Annotated in this window: 11 protein-coding genes; 1 reads left to right on the top strand and 10 read right to left on the bottom strand. The window is 65.2% G+C overall.

Going from position 1 to position 21,274, the window contains the following annotated elements; genetic code table 11:
• Positions 1 to 27 precede the first annotated feature (27 nt).
• The 9 genes from AAGW05_RS13595 to AAGW05_RS13555 form a co-directional block, all read right to left on the bottom strand.
• Positions 28 to 1,629, bottom strand: a complete 1,602-nt coding sequence (locus AAGW05_RS13595) for a serine/threonine-protein kinase (RefSeq protein WP_411805088.1) — start codon at positions 1,627 to 1,629, stop codon at positions 28 to 30.
• Positions 1,626 to 3,428, bottom strand: coding sequence for an FHA domain-containing protein (locus tag AAGW05_RS13590; protein WP_411805087.1), 1,803 nt, complete (start codon positions 3,426 to 3,428; stop codon positions 1,626 to 1,628). Before AAGW05_RS13590 ends, AAGW05_RS13595 begins: the two co-directional genes overlap by 4 nt.
• Positions 3,421 to 4,356 (bottom strand): PP2C family protein-serine/threonine phosphatase, encoded by a 936-nt coding sequence (locus AAGW05_RS13585; protein WP_411805104.1) that lies wholly within the window; start codon positions 4,354 to 4,356, stop codon positions 3,421 to 3,423. Before AAGW05_RS13585 ends, AAGW05_RS13590 begins: the two co-directional genes overlap by 8 nt.
• The gene (locus AAGW05_RS13580) at positions 4,356 to 5,687 is read right to left on the bottom strand and encodes an RDD family protein (RefSeq protein WP_411805086.1); all 1,332 of its coding nucleotides are present in this window, start codon (positions 5,685 to 5,687) and stop codon (positions 4,356 to 4,358) included. The genes AAGW05_RS13585 and AAGW05_RS13580 overlap by 1 nt, the downstream gene beginning before the upstream one ends.
• 28 nt (positions 5,688 to 5,715) lie before the next feature.
• Complete coding sequence (locus AAGW05_RS13575; protein WP_411805085.1) at positions 5,716 to 8,199, bottom strand: transglutaminase-like domain-containing protein; 2,484 nt, start codon at positions 8,197 to 8,199, stop codon at positions 5,716 to 5,718.
• Positions 8,196 to 9,527 (bottom strand): DUF58 domain-containing protein, encoded by a 1,332-nt coding sequence (locus tag AAGW05_RS13570; RefSeq protein ID WP_411805084.1) that lies wholly within the window; start codon positions 9,525 to 9,527, stop codon positions 8,196 to 8,198. Before AAGW05_RS13570 ends, AAGW05_RS13575 begins: the two co-directional genes overlap by 4 nt.
• A gap of 31 nt (positions 9,528 to 9,558) precedes the next feature.
• Positions 9,559 to 10,530 carry an AAA family ATPase gene (locus tag AAGW05_RS13565; protein WP_411805083.1) on the bottom strand — a complete coding sequence of 324 codons (972 nt, stop codon included), beginning with the start codon at positions 10,528 to 10,530 and terminating at the stop codon, positions 9,559 to 9,561.
• Between the two features lie 234 nt (positions 10,531 to 10,764).
• Positions 10,765 to 12,963, bottom strand: coding sequence for a DUF222 domain-containing protein (locus tag AAGW05_RS13560; protein ID WP_411805082.1), 2,199 nt, complete (start codon positions 12,961 to 12,963; stop codon positions 10,765 to 10,767).
• A 166-nt stretch (positions 12,964 to 13,129) separates the two neighbouring features.
• Positions 13,130 to 19,222, bottom strand: a complete 6,093-nt coding sequence (locus AAGW05_RS13555; protein WP_411805081.1) for an Ig-like domain-containing protein — start codon at positions 19,220 to 19,222, stop codon at positions 13,130 to 13,132.
• Between the two features lie 339 nt (positions 19,223 to 19,561).
• Between AAGW05_RS13555 and AAGW05_RS13550 the strand changes: the two genes are divergently transcribed.
• Entirely contained in the window at positions 19,562 to 20,125 is a 564-nt protein-coding gene (locus AAGW05_RS13550) for a dihydrofolate reductase family protein (protein WP_411805080.1), read from the top strand.
• A 43-nt stretch (positions 20,126 to 20,168) separates the two neighbouring features.
• On the opposite strand, the gene AAGW05_RS13545 is transcribed toward AAGW05_RS13550, so the two are convergent.
• Entirely contained in the window at positions 20,169 to 21,248 is a 1,080-nt protein-coding gene (locus tag AAGW05_RS13545) for an adenylate/guanylate cyclase domain-containing protein (RefSeq protein WP_411805079.1), read from the bottom strand.
• Positions 21,249 to 21,274: the final 26 nt, after the last annotated feature.

The raw sequence follows: 21,274 nt of genomic DNA, 5'->3' as shown, positions 1-21,274 counted from the left end.
GGTGTGCGTTGTTGTTTCTGGTTGTTGCTAGGAGCACTTCTTGCTCTCCTGGGACGTCTGGCCGTTCTTGCGCACCAGTTTCACCGCAATGCACGACTGGTCGTTTGATCCGTTGACGGCAAAGACCCTTGCCTCGGTGATCGGCTTGAACTCGCCGGAGTCGACGGCACTGACGGCCGCCCACACGTATTTGTCGCCATCTTGCGGATCAGGATTGGTCCAGGTCCACTCCGAGCCGCCGTTCATGGGCGTGGCGCTCAGTCCGGTGACGGCGGGAACCTCCGCTCCAATCACCAGTGCCGTTGCTGGTGCGGACTGCGCAACGTCGCCAGGGTCGCTCTTGTGCGGCGCCCCGACATTGATGAAGACCATCGCCCCAACCACGACGGCGGCCGCGAGCACCAGCCCCGAGACCAGTCCCAGCCACTTGCGTTGCGGGTGGGCGGGTGCGGCCGGTGCCTGCACGGCGTCCCCCGGCAGATCGTTGCGCGCGATGGTTGAATCAAGCACGAATTCATGGGCCGGTGGCGGCGGGGCCTGGCGGAGCAGGGCCGGGCCGGGAATTGTCTGCCCGTTGCGGGTCAGACCCGTGGTGGACCCGGTGGACCCGGTGGTTCCGGTAATTGCGGCGGGGCCGCCGCGCAGCGGGCGCGTCGGGAACGTGGGGTTTGAGGTGGCTGCATCGGGGTCAATGGAAATGATGCTGCGGACCCTGGTGGCTTCGGAATTTTCGGCGGGCACCTCGTGGGATGGCGCCTCCTCCTGCACCTCAAACGGGGTGACTGAGAGGTTCATATCTGCCTGGACGCGCATCAGGGCGCGGGCAAAGTCCTTGGCAGAGCCGTACCTTGAGCTTGGCGGCTTCGCCATCGCCGTAGCCAGCACCAGTTCCAAGGCCTCGGGCACGTCGGCCCGGCCCAGGCGGGGCAGCGGCGCGGCAGCGATGCGGTCCATGAGGTTCCGCTGTGAATTGTCGGCGCCGGGGATGACAAACGGCGAGTGCCCGGCCAGCAGGGTGTAGATGGTGGCGGCGAGTGCCCAGATGTCGACCTTGACGCCATCCGTTGCCCCCGGACCAAAGGACTCCGGCGGCGACCACGGGATTGACATGCCACCGCCGCCGGACTGGATTGAGTCCGTGGTTCCCGATATGCCAAAGTCGGTCAGGGCAGGGCGGTTGTAGTCGGTGACAAGGATGTTGGCCGGCTTGATGTCGCGGTGGGCGATGCCGGCCCGGTGGGCGGTTTCAACGGCCGAGGCCACCTGGATGCCGATTTCAAGTGCCTTGTCGGCGCTGAAGCGGCCCTGCCTGTATTGCATGTCAAGGCTTGGCCGGGAGCAGTACTCCATGGCCAGGTAGGAATGCCCGGAATCGGTGATCTCCGCCTCGAAAATCGTGACGATGTACGGGTGGGCCGACAACTGCGCCATGAGGTTGGCCTCGGACTCGAAGCTGGCGCGGGCGCCCTCGGTCATGAGGTCGGCGGTGAGCACCTTGACTGCGACCTTGCGCCGCGGCCTGTCCTGCGCGTAGAGGTAGACGTCGGAGAAGCCGCCAGATCCGAGGACCGAGACAAACCTGTAGCCCGGCAGCGTTGGTGGTGCCGCCGGGGCCCGCCGGCTGCTCACAGGAGTCCGTCAAAGAGCAGCGAGACGCCGTCTCCCAATTCGGCAATGTCGCCGTTGAGCAGGATCGCTTCCTCGCCCTGGCTCAGGCGGCGCGGCATCTGGCCCTCGCGGACAAGCACCGTGCCGTTGGTGGCCTTGAGGTCAACGAGCAGCACGTCCCAGCCGTCGAGGCGGACCTCGACGTGGGAGCGTGAAATGTCGCCGTTGCCGCTCTTGACCTGCACCAGCCGGGGCATGGCACCGCCCATGACGCGGGACACCGATGGCTGCCGGCCAATGATCAGCGAGTGGTCAAGCTCAATCACTTCACCGGTTGAAATGTGCATGGTGCCCAGCCGGGGCCTGCCCACTTCGCGGGGTTCGGAACTGATCATTGCGCCGCAGTCGGAGCACTGCGAGTGGCTCGGCGGGTTTGCATGCCCGTTGGGGCACACCCGCGCCAAAACCATGGGGCCTGTGGGCGGGCGTGATGCCACTGTCTCGGGGGCAGGCTGTCCGTCGCGGAGAAGGCCGCTGCGCATGACTGTGTGACCGTCGTGGTCCGGGTCGTAGGCCGTGTCCTCCTGTTGGGTTGCCTGCTGCGCTGCTGGGGCCTGTTCGTCTTCAGGTGCTCCTTCAGGCTGCGCGGAGGCGATGTCCCACGGTACGGAGTCAATCAGCAGTCCCTCAGGCGCCGTCTCCGCAGGCTCGGGTTCGGCCACGGCGGTGTCCACTGCCTTGGCGATGTGGCCGGCAGACGGGGGCAGGGGCGGCAGTGGGGGCAGCGAATGCTCCAAGGGCGCCTGGCTGATGGGCTGGCCGTCTTCATCCAGCCGGACCGCTGCATTCTCAACGCTTCCGCCGACCAAGGTGTCGCCGAAGAGGAAGTCATAGTTGGTGGTGAAACCCTCGTCGACAGCCTCGGCCCCCGCCGGTGCCGCGTACTCGAAGGGGTCCGGTTCGGAGGCTGCCTGATCGTCCGCGTCATCGTCCGCGTCATCGCCCGTCTCGGGGCGCATGGTGAGGTTCATGTCGGCTTCAACGGCCTGCAGTTCCGGGGATTCCTCCGCAGCACCGTCGTCGGCAATGTAGGGTTCAGCGTCGTGTTCGACATCCGGTTCATCGGCGTCCGGATGCGGCACGTCGAGGGGGGCCAGCTGCGCATTCCATTCGGCATCGGCGGCCTCCGCGGCCATGGCGAATTCGGCCAGCGCCCAGGCGTCCTCCTCCGGGGTGGTTTCCTGCGGTTCGGCCTCCTCAGGGGCGGGTGGCTGGTCTGCCGGCTCCTCAAGTACCCCGGGCGCTGGCGGGCCGGGAACGGGGGTGGGCAATCCGCCGTCGTGGGTGGCTTTTGCCTCGACGGTGGCGGCGGTGGATGCGCCGGCCATGGCCAGTGCCCGCAGCCGCACCACGGCTTCGCCCAGGGGCAGCACGATCGCTTCGCTGCCGGAAGCAGGTTCGCCCATGGCCATCTCGATGGCGCCCGACAGCTGCAGGGACCGTTCGCTCCAGGTGGTGACGTCGCGGCCCGACACCATTTCGATTCCCTGCGGCGTGTGGGCAAGCAACGTGATGTCCCCGCGCAGGATGGCGTGCAGCCTGTCGCTTTGGACCACGATGGCGAAGTCGGGCATGCCGGTCAGGCTCGTGCCGAACTTTTCGGTGACAGCGTTCAGGACGCCGTGGATGGTCGGCTCCTGGCCCAGGAAGTCCCACAGCTCACCCACGGTGGAGGGATCGGTGTGCCCGTCAAGGACAATGATCGATCCCGAGCGCACGATTCCTAGCCAGGAACCCGTCGTGTAGGTCGTGCTAACCATGATTCTCCTCGTGCAAGGGTGCTGATAAATGGGGTGTGCGCACTGACTCCGGAATGGATTCAAGCACGGGCAGGACGCCGGTTGACGGCGACATCCGGGGCAAGGTGGTTTTCTCGACGATGGGCTGCGCCGCGGTGTCGACGTTGTTTAGGGTTTCCTCGGCCGCGCCGCCGTTGACGTTGCCGGCATCGACCACCACGACAGTGATGTTATCGCGCCCGCCGGAACGCAGTGCGGACTGAATCAGCGAATCGACGGCGTCCTGCGGATGGCGCAGGGTGCCCAGGGCACGGTGTATCTGGTCGTCGCTCAGCTCACCGGAGAGTCCGTCGGAACAGATAAGGATCCTGTCGCCGTCTTCGATCGGCACAAGCCAAAAGTCCGCCTGGGTGTCCGGTCCTGTGCCCAAGGCGCGGGTCACCACGTGGCGGCGCGGGTGGACCAGGGCCTCGGCGGGGGTGATTAACCCGGCGTCGACAAGCTCCTGGACCTCTGAATGGTCCACGCTGATTTGGCCAAAAGTGCCTTGGCTCAGGCGATACGTGCGGGAGTCGCCCACGTTGAAGACAAGCCAGTAGGGCACGCCGCGTTCCTCCACCACAACGACGCCGCTGACAGTGGTACCCGCCCTGGCGTTGGTGAGTTCGCGAATGCGCTGGTCGGCCAGTCGCAGGGCCGTCTGCAGGTCCGACGCCGTTGCCTCCCGGCAGCCCCCCGTCAGGAGCGGCTGTTGGCTCAGTGTCAGGATGCATTCGCGGCTTGCGACCTCGCCGGCCTCGTGGCCGCCCATGCCATCGGCGACAGTGAACAGGGGGTCCGCGGCCAGGAAAGAATCCTCGTTCAGTTCCCTGCGCAGGCCGCGGTCGGTGCCGAAGCCAAAGCTGATCCGCACACCCCCGCCCTCATGCCCTGTGCCATTGCCCGGCATCACGCGGGACCCACCATCAATGAGCGGTCGCCAAAGTCCACGCGGGAGCCGACCCCGGCGAGTGCGGGCGCGCCGGGAGTGAGCGGGGTCCGGACGCCGCCCGGGTTGGTGATGGCGCTTCCGTTGGTGGAATTCCTGTCCGTCACCCACAGGCCCTCCCCGCCGACTCGAAGATGCAGGTGCGTCTTGGACACCGACCTGCCGGAGTCCTGGACGGGGATGAGTCGCTGAATCATTTCACCATCGTATCCGGCGGGATTGCGGCCGATCAGGGCCACCGCGCTGATGTCCTCCGTGCGGCCGTCATCGAAGGTCAGCCGCAGGGACTGGCTGGGGGCGTGCGGACGCATGCGGGTCTCCCCCGCGTCGTCGTCGGATTCGGCGGTTGCCGCAGACTGTTGTGCTGCGGCAGGCTGCACGGGCTGGAAGGGTTCGGTGGGGCGGGCCACGCCGGGAACTGAAGTGATGGGCCCCTCATCGACAGGGATCCGGGGCTGCGGGCTCGACGGCGGCGCGAAGGGACTGCCCTGGGCGGGCCGGGCCAGCGGCGAATGGACCTGTGAAATGGTGGGAACAGGTGCCGGGGTGAAATCGGCGCGTCCTGCGATGCCGCCGGTTTCCAAAGGATCCCGTCCGCCCTTGACGTTGAAGACCAGGGTGTGGGCCACCTTGTCGTGCCAGCCCTGCCTTTTGCCGTTTGCGTCCCAGACGTTGGAAATGATGACGATGATCGGGCCGATGGTGGGAACAATGCCGCCCAGGCCGATGATCAGGTTGCGCAGGAAAATCGCCAGGATGCCGGCGGGTCCGCCGTCCATGTTGGTTGTGCGCAGCCCCAGCAGGATGTTGCCCGGCGTCTTGCCGGCCTTGGCTTCCCACAGCCACAGCCAGATGCCGTAGGCAATCGACAGCAGTGCGGCAATGCCAACGAAAGTGCTCAGCCAAAGAAAGTTGTATTGTTCAAAGTTGCCAACCCGGGTCACCGTGACGGTGAAGCTGCCAATGATGACGGCCACGGTCAAAAGGAGGAAGGGCAGAATCCCGTCGATGATCTTTGCGGCGAAGCGCAGGCCGGCACCGCCGGGAACCAGTGCGGCCGCCGCGGCGATGCGCGGGTCTGCCCCCAGCTGTTGCGGGGCAAGCAGCGGCCCCTGGGACGTTACGCCCACGGGCACGATGCCGGGCATCGAAACGGGGGTGATGGTTGAAGCCTGCGCCACGGAGGAAGGCGCCGGAGAGGCAGCACGGTTCGCCACCGCGGCCCCGCACAGTGTGCAAAAGGCCGCGCCGGGGGCAAGCACCGTCCCGCAGTTTCGGCAGGGGTCAGCCACTTTTTGCGCCATTTCCTTCGTACCCTTCTTAGGACTTCTTCATCCACCGGGCCAGTGCGGAGCGTTGTGCCCCACTGCCAGGCGTTGCATCTTCGGCGGGGTCGCTCCGTGCACGGGCCTTGTTCCTGGCCCGTGCCTTGGCGTCCGCCATGAGCGACCTCGGGGAGAACTTTGCCCGTTGCCGCTTCCAGAATCCTACCGACCCGCTCATGGTGTTGACGGATTGTTCGACGTTTTGCCAGTATGTGGCGACGTCATCTTCACTTGGCTGCCCCGGGCCGAAGATTGCGGCATCGGCCCGTTCTGCCAGCAGCGCGTTGGTTGCCTGGCTTTCGGGGAAGGCCCCGTGAAGCAAAACCGCCATCTCGCGCCGGGTGCCTTTTCCCTCCAGCGGCGCCCCCAGATCGGTCGCGACGCTGAGCACCTCTGACCATCCGCCGCCCAGCCTGTCGGTGGGCAGGCCTGCCCGGTGGCGGCGTTTCCGGCGTCGTGTTTTAAGGGCAACGATGAGGATCAGCGGCAGCGCAATGACGGCGACGGGGATGGCTGCCACGCCGATGACCATCAAGATGGCGCCGAACATCTCGTCCTGGTTGTTCTTCTTCCCGTCGGTGTCCAGCGCGTCGGGGGCACTGTCGGGAGGAAGGTCGGCCGGCTCCTGCGGCGGGGGCGGCGGCTGCAGCACCTGCGGCTTGGGTTTGGAGGCGTTCTGTGGCTCGGGCGGGCTGGGCACGTGGTCCTTGTCAGGCGTCGGGTTGAAGGGCACCCAGCCGAGTCCGGCAAAGTTCACCTCGACCCACGCGTGGACGTCCGAACCCTTGAGCTGGACGGTCGATGCCCCGTTGTTGGGATCCTTTTCGTCCAGGTAGAAGCCCATCACGACGCGGGCGGGAATGCCAAGGTGGCGGGCCATCAGCACCATGGCGGAGGCGTATTGCTCGTCGTCGCCCACCATTTCCTTGCCGCTGAGCAGCTTGGTGATGCGCGCGGCGCTGTGGCCCGAGTTCGACGGCGTCTGGCCGTCGAGCCCGTTGCTGAACTTGCCCTCGCGTTGGAGTGCGCCTTCAAGTGCCTGCACCTTTTTCAGCGGTGTGTCGGCCTCACCGATGATGTCGTTGGCCTTGGTGCCCACCACGGGTGGCACGTTCTCGAGCGTTGGCAGGCGGACGGAACCGAAGCCGGAGCCTGCAAGCTTGTTCGCATCGACGCCGGGGAATTCCGCCTCCATGGAGTACGAATCCCCCTTGGCCACGCCGGAGAGGTTCAGCGCCGTGCCCGATTCCTTGTTCAGGTACAGCGTGGGGGTGGCGCCCTGGGCGCTTGTGTAGCGCAGGCTTAGCGGCACAGAGAGGCTGGGGATCCAGACTCCCGCGTAGCCGTCGATGACAAGCCCGACGTCGGCCCCGGTGCCTGTGCCGCCGTGGTTCAGTGACTTGGGGTCGCCGATCGGGGCAAAGGATGCAGAGCTGTTCGGGTCCACGTTGAACACGACGCCGTCGTAATTGTCCATGGCGGCGACCCGGACGCGGCCGTTTTTGGGCAGCCCCTGGACGTCAAACAGGACGGTGTCCTTTTCGTTCTTGACGTAGTCGCGGAACTTCGTCAGCGGCGAGGGCAGCTCGTGCAGTTCAGGCGGCGGGATGACGGTGTCCCGCAGGACCTCCCTGCTTGAGCTGGTGGTCAGCGCGGGTGCGGCACCCATCGTGACGGCGCCGGCTATGGCGATCACGCCAGCGGCGAGGCCAATGCGGCGCAGCAGGGACGTGCGGGCGCCGGCGGCATCCTGCACAGGCTGGTTGGCGGAGATGGCCACGGCGGTTTCCCGGCGCAGCAATTCCTGCCTGTAGGCAAGCCACCCGATGGCGCCGACGCTCAGGAGCGAGCCGCGCAGGACAGGAAGGAAGACCTCCGCGGTGCCGAACAAGATGGCGGTGACGAACAGGACAAGCACTGGCAGCATGGCCCAGTAGGCGCTGCGCAGGCGCCAGGCGAGCGTGCCGGCAACCACCGCGCACACGAACGCCGACAGGTACGGAACCACCATGACCTCGACGCCGATTCCCACCGGCGGGGCCAGGGTCAGCAGCTGCTTCCACGAAAGCATGATGCCAAGCAGAAGCCCGCGCAGGGAGGCAAGGCTGGGAATGATGCCCAGAATCGCCTCGTTCGACGCCGCCAGGGCACTGCCAAAGAGCATGTAGACAACAAAGCCAAGCCCGACCATGGTGATGAGGCCAAGGCGCCAACGGACCCCCGCCGCGGCAACGCCCAGGCCCAGCACTATCGCACCAAAGCCGGCAACCAGGTACCGCAGGTCGTGGCCAAAAGTGGGGCCGAAGCCCAGGACCGCGATGCCCAGCAGAACGAGCAGCACGGCGCCGTCGAGCAGGAAGTGCCACGTTGCACGGCCGCCGGCAAAGGGCGACGGGGCCCGGCGCACCGAGGTGCGGGGCAGGTTTGGCTGCGGCCGGTTTGGCTGCGGCTGTGCAGCCGCGCTCCTGCGGGCGCTCACGCGACGGCCTTTCTGAGGACAACGGCCAGATCGTTGATGTCTCCCAGTGTCAGAACTGTCAGATCGGCAATGTTGGCGCGGGCTGACTGCGCCCCGGTGTGGCACCGGATGGCGAAGGCCCGGACGCCCGGCGGCACTGACGCAGCGGCACTGCGCAGCTGCGCCGGGGTGACCTTGGAGCCCACCACCATGAACATGACAGAGGCGTTGGGCACGGCGTCCGACAACGTGCGTGCCAGGTCAACGGATGTGCCGCGGCGGTTGTGGCCGGCAAGCCTTGTCATGTCGTCCAGGAGGTTCCTGCCCGTCTCGCAACGGACCGGACCCCGCTGGGTGAGCACGCTCAACTCCCGGTTTTCCTTGATGGCCTGGCGGCCAAGCGATGCCGCAGCCGAAATGGCCAACTCGAAATCGTCGTCGTGCTCGTATTCATCGGTGTTGATCGACAGCGCCACCGCCATGTGCGATCGGCGGGTCTCCTCAAACTGGCGGACCATCAGCTTGCCGGTGCGGGCTGTGGTTTTCCAGTGGATGTGCCGACGGTCGTCGCCCGGTACGTAGTCGCGCAAGGCGTGGAAGGCGATGTCAGAACTTGTCAGGTCCTTGGTGGTCAGGCCCTCGAGGTCCTTCAGGAAGCCGGCCGCGGGGCCGTCAAGGGACGTGGTCCTGGGGTGGACGAAGAGGTCTGTCGGCTCGGTCCACAGCACCTGGCGGCGCAGCAGTTGCAGGGGGTCCGCGCGCACCGAACGCACGGGGCCCACAGTGATGACGGCGCGGCGGGTGGTGGGAATCGTGAACAGGTCCTCATGGACCCCGGCCGTCTTCATGCGCGGCAGGTGGAACAGGGCCGTTGCCTGGCCGACGGGAAGTTCGACGGCGGCCGGCAGCACCGTGCGGGAGGACGTGTTGGTGACGGCGATGCTGCCAACGGCGTTGTCGCCAACGGCAACCCGGGTGCGGGCGAGGTCAAGCGTGACGGCGTACATCGACGTGCCCAGGACGAAGGCAACGGCAATGAGCAACAGCACCACGGCCAGCAGCGCCGCAACCTTGGCTTCCTGCCAGCCGAAGCCGGCACCAAGGATCCACAGGAGCACGGCCGCACCCATGACCACATAGCCAAAGGTGCTGACCGTGGCAAGAACGGGCATGATGTGGCGCCGGCACCACACGGCGGCCTTGGACCACACGGGGGCAACGTATATGCCTGCCACCTTGCCAGCCTCACGACCCAGGGATGTGGGGTGCAGGCGCGTGGGTGTCCCGTCGCGGCGGAAGGGTCGGGACAGGACGTCCCGGACCTTTCCTGCGCTGGATTCAATGCTCATTATTTACCTTTGGCCGACTGGGCTGTTGTTGTTAGACGGAGGCCCGTTGTTGGGGTGCTGCAACTTCGGCGAGAACCCGGGAGAGGACTGCCTCCGGGGTGGCGCCGGCAAATTCGGCTTCGGGGTCCATGACGAACCTGTGCGTCCACACGTAGGGGGCAAGCTCCTTGATGTCGTCGGGCAGGACGTAGTTGCGGCCCTTGGCGGCAGCCCACACCTTGGCGATGCGGACCATGGCGATGGCGCCGCGGACTGAGACGCCCAAGCGGGTTTCCGGGGCGTTGCGGGTCTCTTCACAAAGGCGCGAAATGTATTCAAGCACGGCCGCGTCGGTGTGGGCGGTGGAGGCCAGGTCAGCCATTTCAGAGACCGCCGTCGGGGTGATGATTGCCTGCAGGCTGGCGGACCTGTCGCGTTGGCTTGAGCCGGCAAGCAGCTGGACAGTGGATGCGTGGTCCGGGTAGCCGATCGAGGTCTTGACGATGAAACGGTCAAGCTGGGCCTCGGGCAGGCGGTAGGTTCCGGCTTGCTCGATGGGGTTTTGCGTGGCCAGCACCATGAACGGGCGGCCCGTTTCGTACGTGGTGCCGTCCATCGTCACGCGGGACTCTTCCATCACTTCAAGAAGAGCCGACTGGGTCTTCGGCGATGCACGGTTGATCTCATCGGCCAGCACGATCGTTGCGAAGATGGGTCCCTTGTGGAACTCAAATTCCTGCTTCTTCTGGTCGTAGATCATGACGCCGGTGACGTCCGAAGGCAGCAGGTCGGGGGTGAACTGGATGCGCGAGTTGGTGCCCTTCACCGTTGCCGAGAGGGCCCTGGCCAGCATGGTCTTGCCGGTGCCCGGGGCATCCTCAAACAAGACGTGGCCCTCGGCGAGCATCGCGGCAATGGTCAGGCTGATGACGTGGGACTTGCCCAGGATCGCCTGGCCGACATTGGCTACCAGCTTGTCAAACGTTCCAGCAAACCATGTGGCCTGTTCCGGCGTCATGGACATAGTCGATCCTCTTTCAGTCTTGTTCATTCGTGCCTTGCACGCGGATAAACCCGGATTAGTTTATCCATTAGTTGGCGTTACCGGCCATTTGAGTCGCGATCTACGGCGTCAGCAGATCGCGACCCGTTGTTTCAGGGATCAACCACGGCGCTCAAGGCAGTTCGGACCTGGTCAATAATCGCTGGGTGGTTTTATCTGCTCCAAAAACCATCTCCATCCCCCACGCTGGCCGTGTCAGGTTGCGTCGGGGTGGTTGGTGCGGAAGTCTGCGATGGCTTGTTCGGTCAGGATGGTGTTGTCTTCGGCGTTGGGGATGGCCCAGGCGGGTTCTTCGGGGAGGTTCTCGGGGTCCCAGTCTTGTTCCTGATCGATGGTGGCTGCGGCTTGGGTGTAGTAGGCGTCATCGTGCCAGTTGCCGCTGGTTTGGAGGTCTTCGAGGGTGGTGTTGATGAGGTTTTTCAGGAATGCGGGGTAGAGCGGTGGTTGCCCGTCCCCGGAATCTGGCGGGTAGTAGTAGCCTGCCGGTGAGGTCCAGGCGACCCCTGTTTCTGTCATGGTCGGGGTCCAGCCGCGCAGGGTGATGGCGGCCCGGTCCGGGGACTGGTCGGTGCGGTACGCACCGGTGCGGGTCCTATCGTCCTTGAAGTGCTTGAACCGGGCATGGTGGCGGTGGCACAGGTGCTGGAGATTCTTATAGGTGGTGGTGCCGCCGTGTTCGTAGGCGTGGAGGTGGTCGATGTCGCAGGTGGCGGCCTTGGCCAGGCAGCCCGGGAATTGGCAGTATTCATCCCTGATCGCCAGCATGGTCCGCATCGCGGTGGTGACCCGGTAGCGTTGCGGGGCACTGTCCAGGGGCTCGTTGCTGATGGGATCCACCAACACCCGGTAGAAACTGGAGGATTGCGCGAGGAGGTGTTCGGCGACGTCCATGCTCAAGGGCCCCACGCCCTCCATCCACGCCGGCTCATTCGTGCACCCCAACAACGACAGGGCCGGGATAAGGATGATCGGCAGGACCTTCGGCATCGGCGGCCACACCACCGGCGACCCCGCCGGGGTGGCCTCCGCCACCCCGGGCCCATCGGGGTGGTCGTGGTTGGCTGGCGGGTCAGGTGGTGTCCCTGCCCTGGCCGGTGCTGGTGCTGGGGTTCTGGGTGGGGCTGGGGTGAGGGTGGGTTGTGTGGCCAGGGGCCGCCACGTGTTCCAGTCGAGGACGTCGGGGTCCGTGAACCCGGGGTCTTCGTAGTCTGGGTCATCAAAGTGTGGGACCCCTGAGGCTGGCGGGTTGTAGCCGCCGTGGAACGGGTCCGGGAACCCGCCGCCGGCACACCCCTCCGGCTCCACCGGAGCAAACCACGGCCCACCGTCCTGCCCTCCAGCCGGTGCCTGCGCCTGTGCCGGAGCCCGTACCTGGACCGGTGCGGGTGTGGGTGTGAGTGTGGGTGGTGGGGTGTGGATGTGGTTTTCGTCCATGGTTTGATTCAGCAGCAAGGCGGTGGCGACGTCGGCGCGGAGTTGGGTCAGGGTGCGGGTTTCGTGGGGGCCTTGGGCTGCTTGGGCGGTGCGGGTGCATTGGTCCCAGATCCCCTCGATACTGGGGGCTGGGGCCCACAGGCTCAGCAGTGACATGCCATCCACGGCGCGGCTGATCCGTAAGTTCCGGTGCGTATAGGCTTGGCGGGTTTTGGCCGGGATCGTTTCCGGGTACGAGCGTTCACGCAGGCGGCGGGCTTTTTCCTTGAAGCTGGGCAGGCTGGACCCTTCAGCCTTGCCCAACAAGGCCGCCTCGAACCTCTCAATCGTGTCCCCGGCGATGCCGCCCTGGCGCAGCAGGGCGGTTTCTTGCGCGATGATCACCGCATGCTCCCACCCCAGCCCGCCCGCCTCCAGGACGGCCATGGTGGCTGGCAGGTCCCGGACCAGGGTCTTCGCGTGGGCCATCAACTGGTAGTTCACGCCCTCGGGCAGGTGCAACAGGGAGGCGATCTCGGCCCGGGACCCGTCCAGGTGGGCCTCCCGCGCCCACACATCCAACCCCAACACCGTCCCTTCGAAGGCGGCAGCGGATTCAAAACGTTCCAACAAGCGCGCAGCAACCCCGGCACACCGATTCTGCAACCGGTTCAAGGCCGCGATGTCCGCAGCGCACTGATCCATCAAAAGCCGGGCACCATCCAACTGACACTCAGGCACAAAAACAGCATCAGCATCAGCATCAGGGCCGGAACCGGATGGGTCGGAGCCGGATGGGCCGGTGGGGCGGCTCTGGAACCTGGCGGCGGGATCGGGCAGGCGCGGCAAATCCGCCAGGCACGCAATGTCAGTGGCAAGGGGTTCAATGGAGGGAAGAACAAGACCGGCCACCAGTGCCGCCACACCGGAGGTGGCGGGGGAAGGATCCCGACCCGTCGGGAAATTCACTGAACTGCCCATACCACTATTTTAGGCCTTTTGTATGGGAATTACTACACTTTCCAGAACTTTCCCGTTAATAAATCCGATGGACTGGCGGTGCTCAATGACGGGCCAGGAGGAGCGGAAGTGGTCCCAGTGTGGCCGTCCGCAGTCATGCTCAGTGCGGACGGCCAAGAGACACGCGCTAGCAGGCCGGTATGCCGCTGGTGTTGGGCCTGTTGGTCGTGTCTACCTTGACGTGGTTCCACCTCTCATAACCGGGGGTGATGATGTGGTACCAGGGCTGGCTTCCCCAAATCCTGTAACAGTTCACTTCTACGGGGACGTTCGGGGCCAGCCATTGCGAGGTGCAGGTGGCCGGATTTCCGGGGAAGAAGTGGTTGCCGCTGCCTGAGGCGATATCCAAACACGTCTGGTACGGCGTTGCGTGGACGGTCCAGCTGGTGGGCTTGGGGGGTGTCTGGGCACCGCTTCTGGGCGACACCGACTGCACCGGACCGAATGTACCCACGGAGTTGACCGCACGCGCATTGATGGTCACCGTTTTGTCAAAGCCGCCTGTGTTGTAAGTGGCACTGCCATTGCTGGCCTTGGCCGACCAGGCACCTCCGTCAACCTGGACCTGGACACTCTTGGCATCTGTTGCCCCGCCCGGGAAACTCCAGGCATAGGACACTGTTTGGCTGTCTTGTGCGCCGTTGCCGCCGCTGAGCCCAGGCGTCCCGGGTGCACCGAAGGGCGTCACCGCGTTCGACGGCGGAGAAGCACTCCCGGCGCTGGCGAAGACTGAGGACCTGGCATAGACCGTGACGGACGTGGCGGAACCGTTGGAAGCCGGCACGCTCTGGCCCGGAGTCACCGGGATGTTGCTGCCACCAGGGGCGACATTGGCAAAGTAGGTCATCTCCCCTGCCGTTGCACCACCGAGGGCGGCCCCGCCCAACGGTGTGAAGTTGACGGTGACCTGCCCTCCGGCCCCACCGGTGTTGGCTACGGCAATGGAAGGCTTGCCCACCTGACCGGGCTGGCTCACCGACCGCCAGCCGGCCGATGCCGGCCCCGGATCGGAGGCGGCCACCTCCGTGGCCACCTGAACCTTGAAGGTGTAGTTGGCTGCCGCATTGGGCAGGGAAACAGTCTGGCTTGTCTGCGTGGTGGTGATTGAGTCCTTCTGTACCCCGTCCAGATAGGTCATGAGCGTGTACTGCTTCAGCTCACCGCCGTTGAGGTCAGGCGCGGTCCAGTTGACCCGCAGCTGGTTCTGATTGCCCACCTGGTCGACAAGGGCCGTGGTCGGGGCAGCAACGGCAAACGGCTTGCCCGCAGGCTTGCCGGGTTTGACAGCGTATGCGCTCCAGTCCGACGGCTTGGGTGCCTTGTTGACGGCCTGAACCCTGAACGTGTATTCGGTGCCGTTGACCAGGCCCGGCCAGGTGAACTTGGTGCCTGTCACCGACCTTTGCGCATTCTGCCCTGCAGGAACCGGGGAGATTTCGAGGTTGAAACTCGTCACGGCCGAATACTCCCCCACAGGGGTCACCCAGCTGACATCCAATTGTTTGTCTCCTCGCACCACAACGGGCGGTGCAGGCTTGTCCGGCTGCTGGTCCGGCGTTGCCGAGGCGGACGCCCTAGAGAAGGCGGACTCCCCCACGGCATTCTTCGCACTCACGGTAAACGTGTAGGGCGTGGCATTTTTCAGTCCGGTGATCAGGCAGGTGTTCGTGGCACATTCCTGCGTGACGCCGTCGTTCCTCTTGACCGTGTATCCGGTCAATGGCGAACCGTTGTCAACGGGAGTGGCCCATTTCAGCATCACCGACTTGCTCTTGACCTCCTGCACCAGCGGAACCGAGGGTACGGAAGGTTTGCCCTTCACATTCAAGGTGATGCGTCCGTCCACCCTGCGAGCCTGGTCGCCGGTCTTGTCGGCAACGGTGTAGGTGACAACCACGTTGCCCGTGAAGTCATCCGGCGCCTGCACCGTGACGTTGTCCCCCGCCACGGCGACCCTGGTGCCGGCGGCCCCGGTCGTCATTTTGGCATCCACAACTTTCAAGGGTGTGTCCGGGAACGGGTTCACGTCATTGGCCAGCACGGGGACCGTTTCGAGGCGCCCTGCGTGGGCATCCGGAACGGTGTCGGCATTTGCCACGGCCTTCGGCTTGGTCGACGACGTCACAGTGACGGTCACAGCGGCAGTGACAGGAGGGTTGTGGCCATCGTCGGCCGAAATCCCCAGTGAGTGCACGGATCCCAGGACGGCGTCCTTGCCTGCCTCCACGGTGAGGATCCCGCCGTCGAGCCTTGCCTTGAGGCCTGCCGAATTCTCGCCGGAAAGGGCGAACTTCAGCGGATCCTTCTCGGGGTCGCCCGCCAGAAGCGCCAGGTTCACCGTGCCGGATTCCAGCTGGGCAACCGTAAGCTCCGTGCCCTGGAGCTTCGGGGGCAGGTTCTTCGCGGGGGCAGGGGCCACCTGGGTCATGATGGTCAGGGTGGACTTCAAGCCATCAGGATCTTCCGGGCCGGTGCCGTCGGTCACTTCAAAGGTGATGGAGCCCGGGCCGTAGAAGTCGAGGTTGGATGTGTAGACCAGCCCGGATCCGTCGGCCGTCACGGCGTTGCGGGCCGGTGCGCCGATCATCTGGATCTTGTCGGCCTGAGTGATCCGCGGGGTGCGCCCTTCGCGGACCTTTACGTAGTCACTCAGCTTGGCCGTGGCGGTCTGCCCCGCTTGGACCTTGATGACCGCGTTGTTGGCCAGCACCGGGTACTGGGCGTTCAGCCCGGGCAGCCACACGATGGCCGTTGACGACAGCTTGTCCTGATCGGTGACCGTGTACGGCACCATCTGCGGTTGGGGCGTCAGCACAACCTGCAGGGTACCGTCGGCGTTGACCGACGCATTGGGGTTGGGAGCAGCCAGGGTCACCGTGAGCTGTTCGGCCACACCGTCCGGGTCCTCGTCGTTCTTCAACACTGGAATGTTGACTGTGTTCTTGCCCAGCGCCTCCCGCACCGTCACCTCATCGTCACGGGCAATGGGTGCACGCAGCGGGGCGTCGGGGGTGACGCTCATGCGGATGTTGGCCGTGGCCGTGGCCCCCGAGGGATCGCTGACCGTGTAGCCCATCGTGGCGGCGCCCGTCTTGGCGGGACTTGTCAGAAGGACCCGGCCAAGTTCGGTCACCGACGGGTTCATCTCCTGTGGACCGGAGAAGCCGTCCTTGGTGACGAACAGCCTGTCGGCGTCGGGATCGCTGTCGTTGAGCACCACGTCGAGCGCCACCTGGCGGCCCGGTCGCATGGAAATGAAGTCGTCGGAGGCAACCGGCGGACGGTTCGTGGAATCTTCAGGGGCAATGCCCACCTCAACGGTGCCGATGGCTTCCGCGCCCAGCCGGTCCCGCACCTTGTAGGTGAACTTGTCCGTCCCTGCCGCGTTCCCGGCAGCCGTGTACAGGATGTATCCATTGCCGGCGACGGCGGTGCCGAGGGTCGGCGGGATGTCCACACCAACCAGGCGCACGGAGTCGCCGTCGGGGTCGATGCCGTCAAGGGGGATCGCGATTTTCGTCTGCCCTCCGGCGATCACCCGGCCCTGAACGTTCTTCGGCGCTGGCGGCAGGTTGCGTTCGGGGTCGGCGGCGATGATGTTGATCGTCACCGCTGCCGAGTCCGACTGGCCCGAGTCATTGGTGACCTTGTAAATCGCCGTGAACGAGCCTGGCGTGTCCTTCGCCAGGAACCGCAGGCTGTCCTGGTCTACCCACAGCTTGCCGGTTGCACCATCCGGGGACTGCACAATTTCGGGGTGCTTCAAGGTGTCACCGTTGGGGTCCATGTCGTTGGCCAGGACAGGGATTCTGGCGACGTCGCCCACGCGGACGTCAACCACGTCGGGGCGCGCCACTGGCGGCTGGAGTGTTGACGCCGAGGGGATGCGGACGACGGCGATGCTCCCCTTCGATGTGCCCTGGCCGTTGGCCACTGTGTATTGGATGGTGACAGGGAAACCCGGGTCTCGGATGTCGGTAATTTTTACGACGTTGTGTTCGAGCACCGTCACCGAAACACCTGCGTCCTCCTGCACGTCGACGCCGCGCACCACCAGCACGCCTCCCGTCGGGTCGGTGTCGTTGCCGAGCACGTCAACGAGCACGGTTCCGCCCAGGGGGAGCAGCGCCATGTCCTTGACGGCAATGGGGGCAAGATTTTCCTCGGCCGGAACCACGTCGATCCGGATGAGCCCCGTTGCGCTCTGCGGACCATTGGTGACCTGGTAGGTCAGGTACGTGGCGCCCACGGTTTCCGATTTGAAGGTGAAGGTGCCGTTGTCGGCAATGGGGGAAACAGTTCCTGTTGCGGGCTTGTCCACGCTGGCAAGGCGCAATTCGCCGCCCAGGGGGTCCTGGTCATTCTTCAGCGGTGCCACGATGGCGCTTTTGCCGACCACCACACGCACGTAGTCGGCGTTGGCCACCGGCGGCACTCCCCCGGCTGGCTTGACGCTGACAGTAATCTTCTTTTCGACAATGGAGCGGGTGTCCGAGACCTTGACTGTCACTGTCCGCAGGCCGTTGGAGGAGCCGTCGTCGGTGTAGGTCAATTCGCCGTCGGGGGTGAACTTGACCTGACCGGTTTCCTCCCCGGAGGTGGCGCCTACGAGGAAGATACTGTCGCCGTCGGGGTCGATCATGTCGGCCAGGACGTTTTGGGTGATGCTCTGGCCCTGGGCCACAACCATGGTGGTGGGCCGCATCGAAACGGGCGCGGAGTTTTCGGATTCGGGCACCACGCGCACGCTGACGGAGCCTTGCGCCGTGCCGCCGCGTCCGTCGTCGGCGGTGTACCCAAAGGATTCGGTGCCGGGCGCGGCATCCGCGGGCACCACCAGCTGCAGGCCCGTTCCGCCGTACACGGTTTGCAGGGTACCGGCCTTGATCCGTGCGGCACTTTCGCGCACGGTCAACACGTCCCCGTCGGGATCGGAGTCGTTGTACAGGACGGGCAGCAAGGTGGTGGCTCCGGCCCTGACGCCGAAGGTGTCCGGCGCTGCCACGGGCGGACGGTTTGGCTTGGTCCGGTCAGGCAGCGTATTGACAACGTTCGGGTCCGAGGATTCCTTGTCGGCATTTTCCGCGTTCTTTTGGTCAACCTTCAGGTCATCCCAATTGTTCACGAGCATCATGTTTTCGTTGACGAGCCACACGTCGCCGCCCGCCATGTCGTTGAGCACCACCACGTCCCGGTTCTTCCTGAACACCACCTCCGAGGCCGCTGTGGCCTTGGGGATGCTGATGGGCTTCGAGTCGTTGCCGGGGCAGTGGAACAGGTACTTGTTGGATCCGTTCCATGCCGCATGGACGCAGCCGGCCTGCTGCACGGGCGCGATGGGCCGGCCCAGCGCACCAACATCGACGCTGCTTGCCTGCCCGCCACCAAGCGGCTGCAGCACCAGCGCATTGCCGGTTTCCAAGGCCACAAAATCGCTGTCGGCACTGCGCTGCTGCAGCATCGCGCCCTTGGCCTGCGCAACGGTGACCCGCTTGTTGCCGGGCAGGAACACGGTTCCGGTGTCGGGATCGAGCACCACGGGCTTGTCCCCCACAGTGCTCAGGAGCAGCTTGGCCGAATCGGGGAGGCCGTCCATGGCCGTTTCCTTGGCATCAACAACTTTTCCGTCCGCCCCAATACGCGCTTCGGTGAGCACCCCGGCACGCGGGTTGAGCACGAAAACCTGGCTCACGCCGTCGTGCGTTTTAAGTGCGACGGCGGCCCGGGCGTTGGTCATTTTCGTCAGGATGGGTTTGCTGGTCTTCTCATCGAACGACGCCGCCGCGGTGGTGGGCACGGCCCAGACCTTGCCCGACCCCGGGTCGGTGATGATGGTGATGTCGCTGCCGAGCGAGACCGACTTGCCGCCACCGAGCGCGATGTCCTGCGTGAGCGTCATGCCGGGCACGTCGACCTGGTTCAGGAGCGTGCCTGAATCGTTGTCCATGAAAACTGTGCCGGCGTCCTGGAGCACGTTGAAGCCGGGCACGGTGGCTGTGAACCCGCCGTCGAGGACCGTCGATGGCACGTTGAGGTGGCCCACCATGTTGGCGCTGCGGTTTGTCACCCACACCCCGCCGTCGTTGAGGTCGACGTCTGCCGTGCTGAAGCCGGGGTAGATCAGCGCACCCGTGACCACGGCGGTTGCGACTACTGCCGCGGCGGAAACCGAAAAGAGCTTCCTGCGGGAATTAGCGCGGGTGAAAACCTTCGAAACCATGAAATACCTTAATTCGACAAATGTGCCATCTTGAGTTTTGCGGCGCCAACGCCCGGGATGCGGGCCGTTCGACATTAGGGGCTCAGGTGCGGCGGCGCTGATCCGGCTGCATCCCCCCATGCCGGAAATATCGGGTGAAACCAGACGGGAGACCTAAGAACATCGCCCATGGCATCCTAGCGGATTGCTCCACATGATGGCGTAATACTTGATGTGCCACATTTCTTAGCTCTGCCCAGGGAGGCGGGGTCCCGCGGCGCTCGAACAAGGGCCGGGCCGCACTCTATCCGCAGGAGAGACACCTCAGTACTATGGAACCGTAATCAGGGAGGGCTTTTGATGCGCAGTGTGACGTACTCCATGCTCGTGTCACTGGATGGCTACGTTGTCGGGCCCGACGGCTCCCTCGACTGGGGGACTACCGACGAGGATGTATTCCGCCTCGCCACCAACGAAGTGCGCGAGGCGGGCGTCCATCTGCTGGGGCGACGGCTGTACGAGACGATGCTCTACTGGGAGACCGCCACCCAGAACCCGGCGCTGGACTTCTCGACAGTCGACTTCGCGGAAATCTGGGTGGCGCTCCCGAAGGTGGTTTTCTCTTCCACTTTGTCGGCGGTGCAGGGCAATGCCCGGCTGGCCTCCGGCACCCTGGCGGAGGAAATCGAGCGTTTGCGAGCCGAATCTGCCGAGGGCAGCATCGCGATCGGCGGGGCGATGCTTGCCGCAGAAGCGGCTGCCTTGGGATTGATCGACGAGTACCGGATCAGGGTATGCCCGGTCCTGCTCGGTGGTGGTATTCCGTTCTTTTCCCGGCACGAGGACCGGGTGAACCTTGAAAGGGTCGAGACCCGCACCTTGAGCTCGGGAGTCCTCTACCTCCGCTACCGCGTGGTGCGTTAGCTGGACCCGGCGCCGAAGCACCCCCGACCCGCGGGGGCAGGCGTTAGTCGACCACGAGCCCCTTGCCCTTGCCGCGACCGAGCAGCACGGGGGCAATCTCGCCAAAACCACGGACATTTTGTACGGGCAGTTGCGTCAGGACGAACCTGTCGTCATTGGTCAGCGCAGACGCCGTGACGGAGTCAACGAGCACGGTCCCGGGCTCGGCAAGGGACGTCAGCCTGGCCGCGAGGTTCACCGTCGGGCCGTAAATGTCGCCCAGCCGCGAGAGCACCCGGCCCCACACCATGGCAACGCGGGCCTCGGGCAGGAAGTCGTCGGCCGCCATGGCCTCGGCCAGGGCCAGGGAGATTTGGGCGCCGGCAACCGGCGTTTCGCAGTTGAACAGTACCTCGTCCCCGATGGTCTTCACCAGGCGGCCGCCGCCCACGCTGATGATTTCCGCGCAGACGTTCTCAAAGCGCTGCACCAGGCGGGCCAGCGTCTTCTCATTCATGCGCCGGGACAGCGATGTGTAACTGACAAGGTCCGCAAATCCGACGGCGCGGGCCAAGGGAAGCGGCGCATCGTCCTCATCGCCATCACGTCCCAGTTCGCTGGAGGCCAGGCCCTCCTCGGCGCGCACGGCAAGGCGCTGGATGCCGGCGTTGAGCTGGCGCCTGTAGGAATAAATCAACAGCTCTTCGAGCGGGGCGATCAGGTTGGGCAGCTCGGAAACCACTGCACGGCGGGCTTCGGCATCGCTGACGCCGTGTTCAGCCACGAGGTCCTCAACGAGGGCCTCAATCTGCCAGACGGCCATGCGGTCTGTCATCTGGCCGATGGAACGGGTCACCGATATGGCCGTTTCCTCGGTCAGCAGGCCCTCGCGGACCATCGTGACAACGGTTTGCAGCGCTTCCTTGTCGCGTTCGGTGAAGGCGACGTCGTCGTCCCCCAGGTTGGGGAAGCCCATGGCGCGCCAAATTTTGCGCGCGGACAAAAGCGACACGCCAACCCCGGCGGCTACGTCACGGCGTTTGAGCGTCCGCTCACCGCCGAGCAGCTGTGTTTCCAGGGCCCGCGTTTGATGGCGTGATGCAGGAGGCAACAATGGCTCGGGTGGATCAATGGACTCTTCCAAGCTTGCGCAGCTCCTTCTCTTTCATC

It is taken from the genome of Arthrobacter sp. LAPM80 (assembly GCF_046736435.1).
Lineage (GTDB): Bacteria > Actinomycetota > Actinomycetes > Actinomycetales > Micrococcaceae > Specibacter.
Note: the sequence above shows the minus strand (reverse complement) of the source record. Positions and strands in the feature narration are given on the sequence as shown.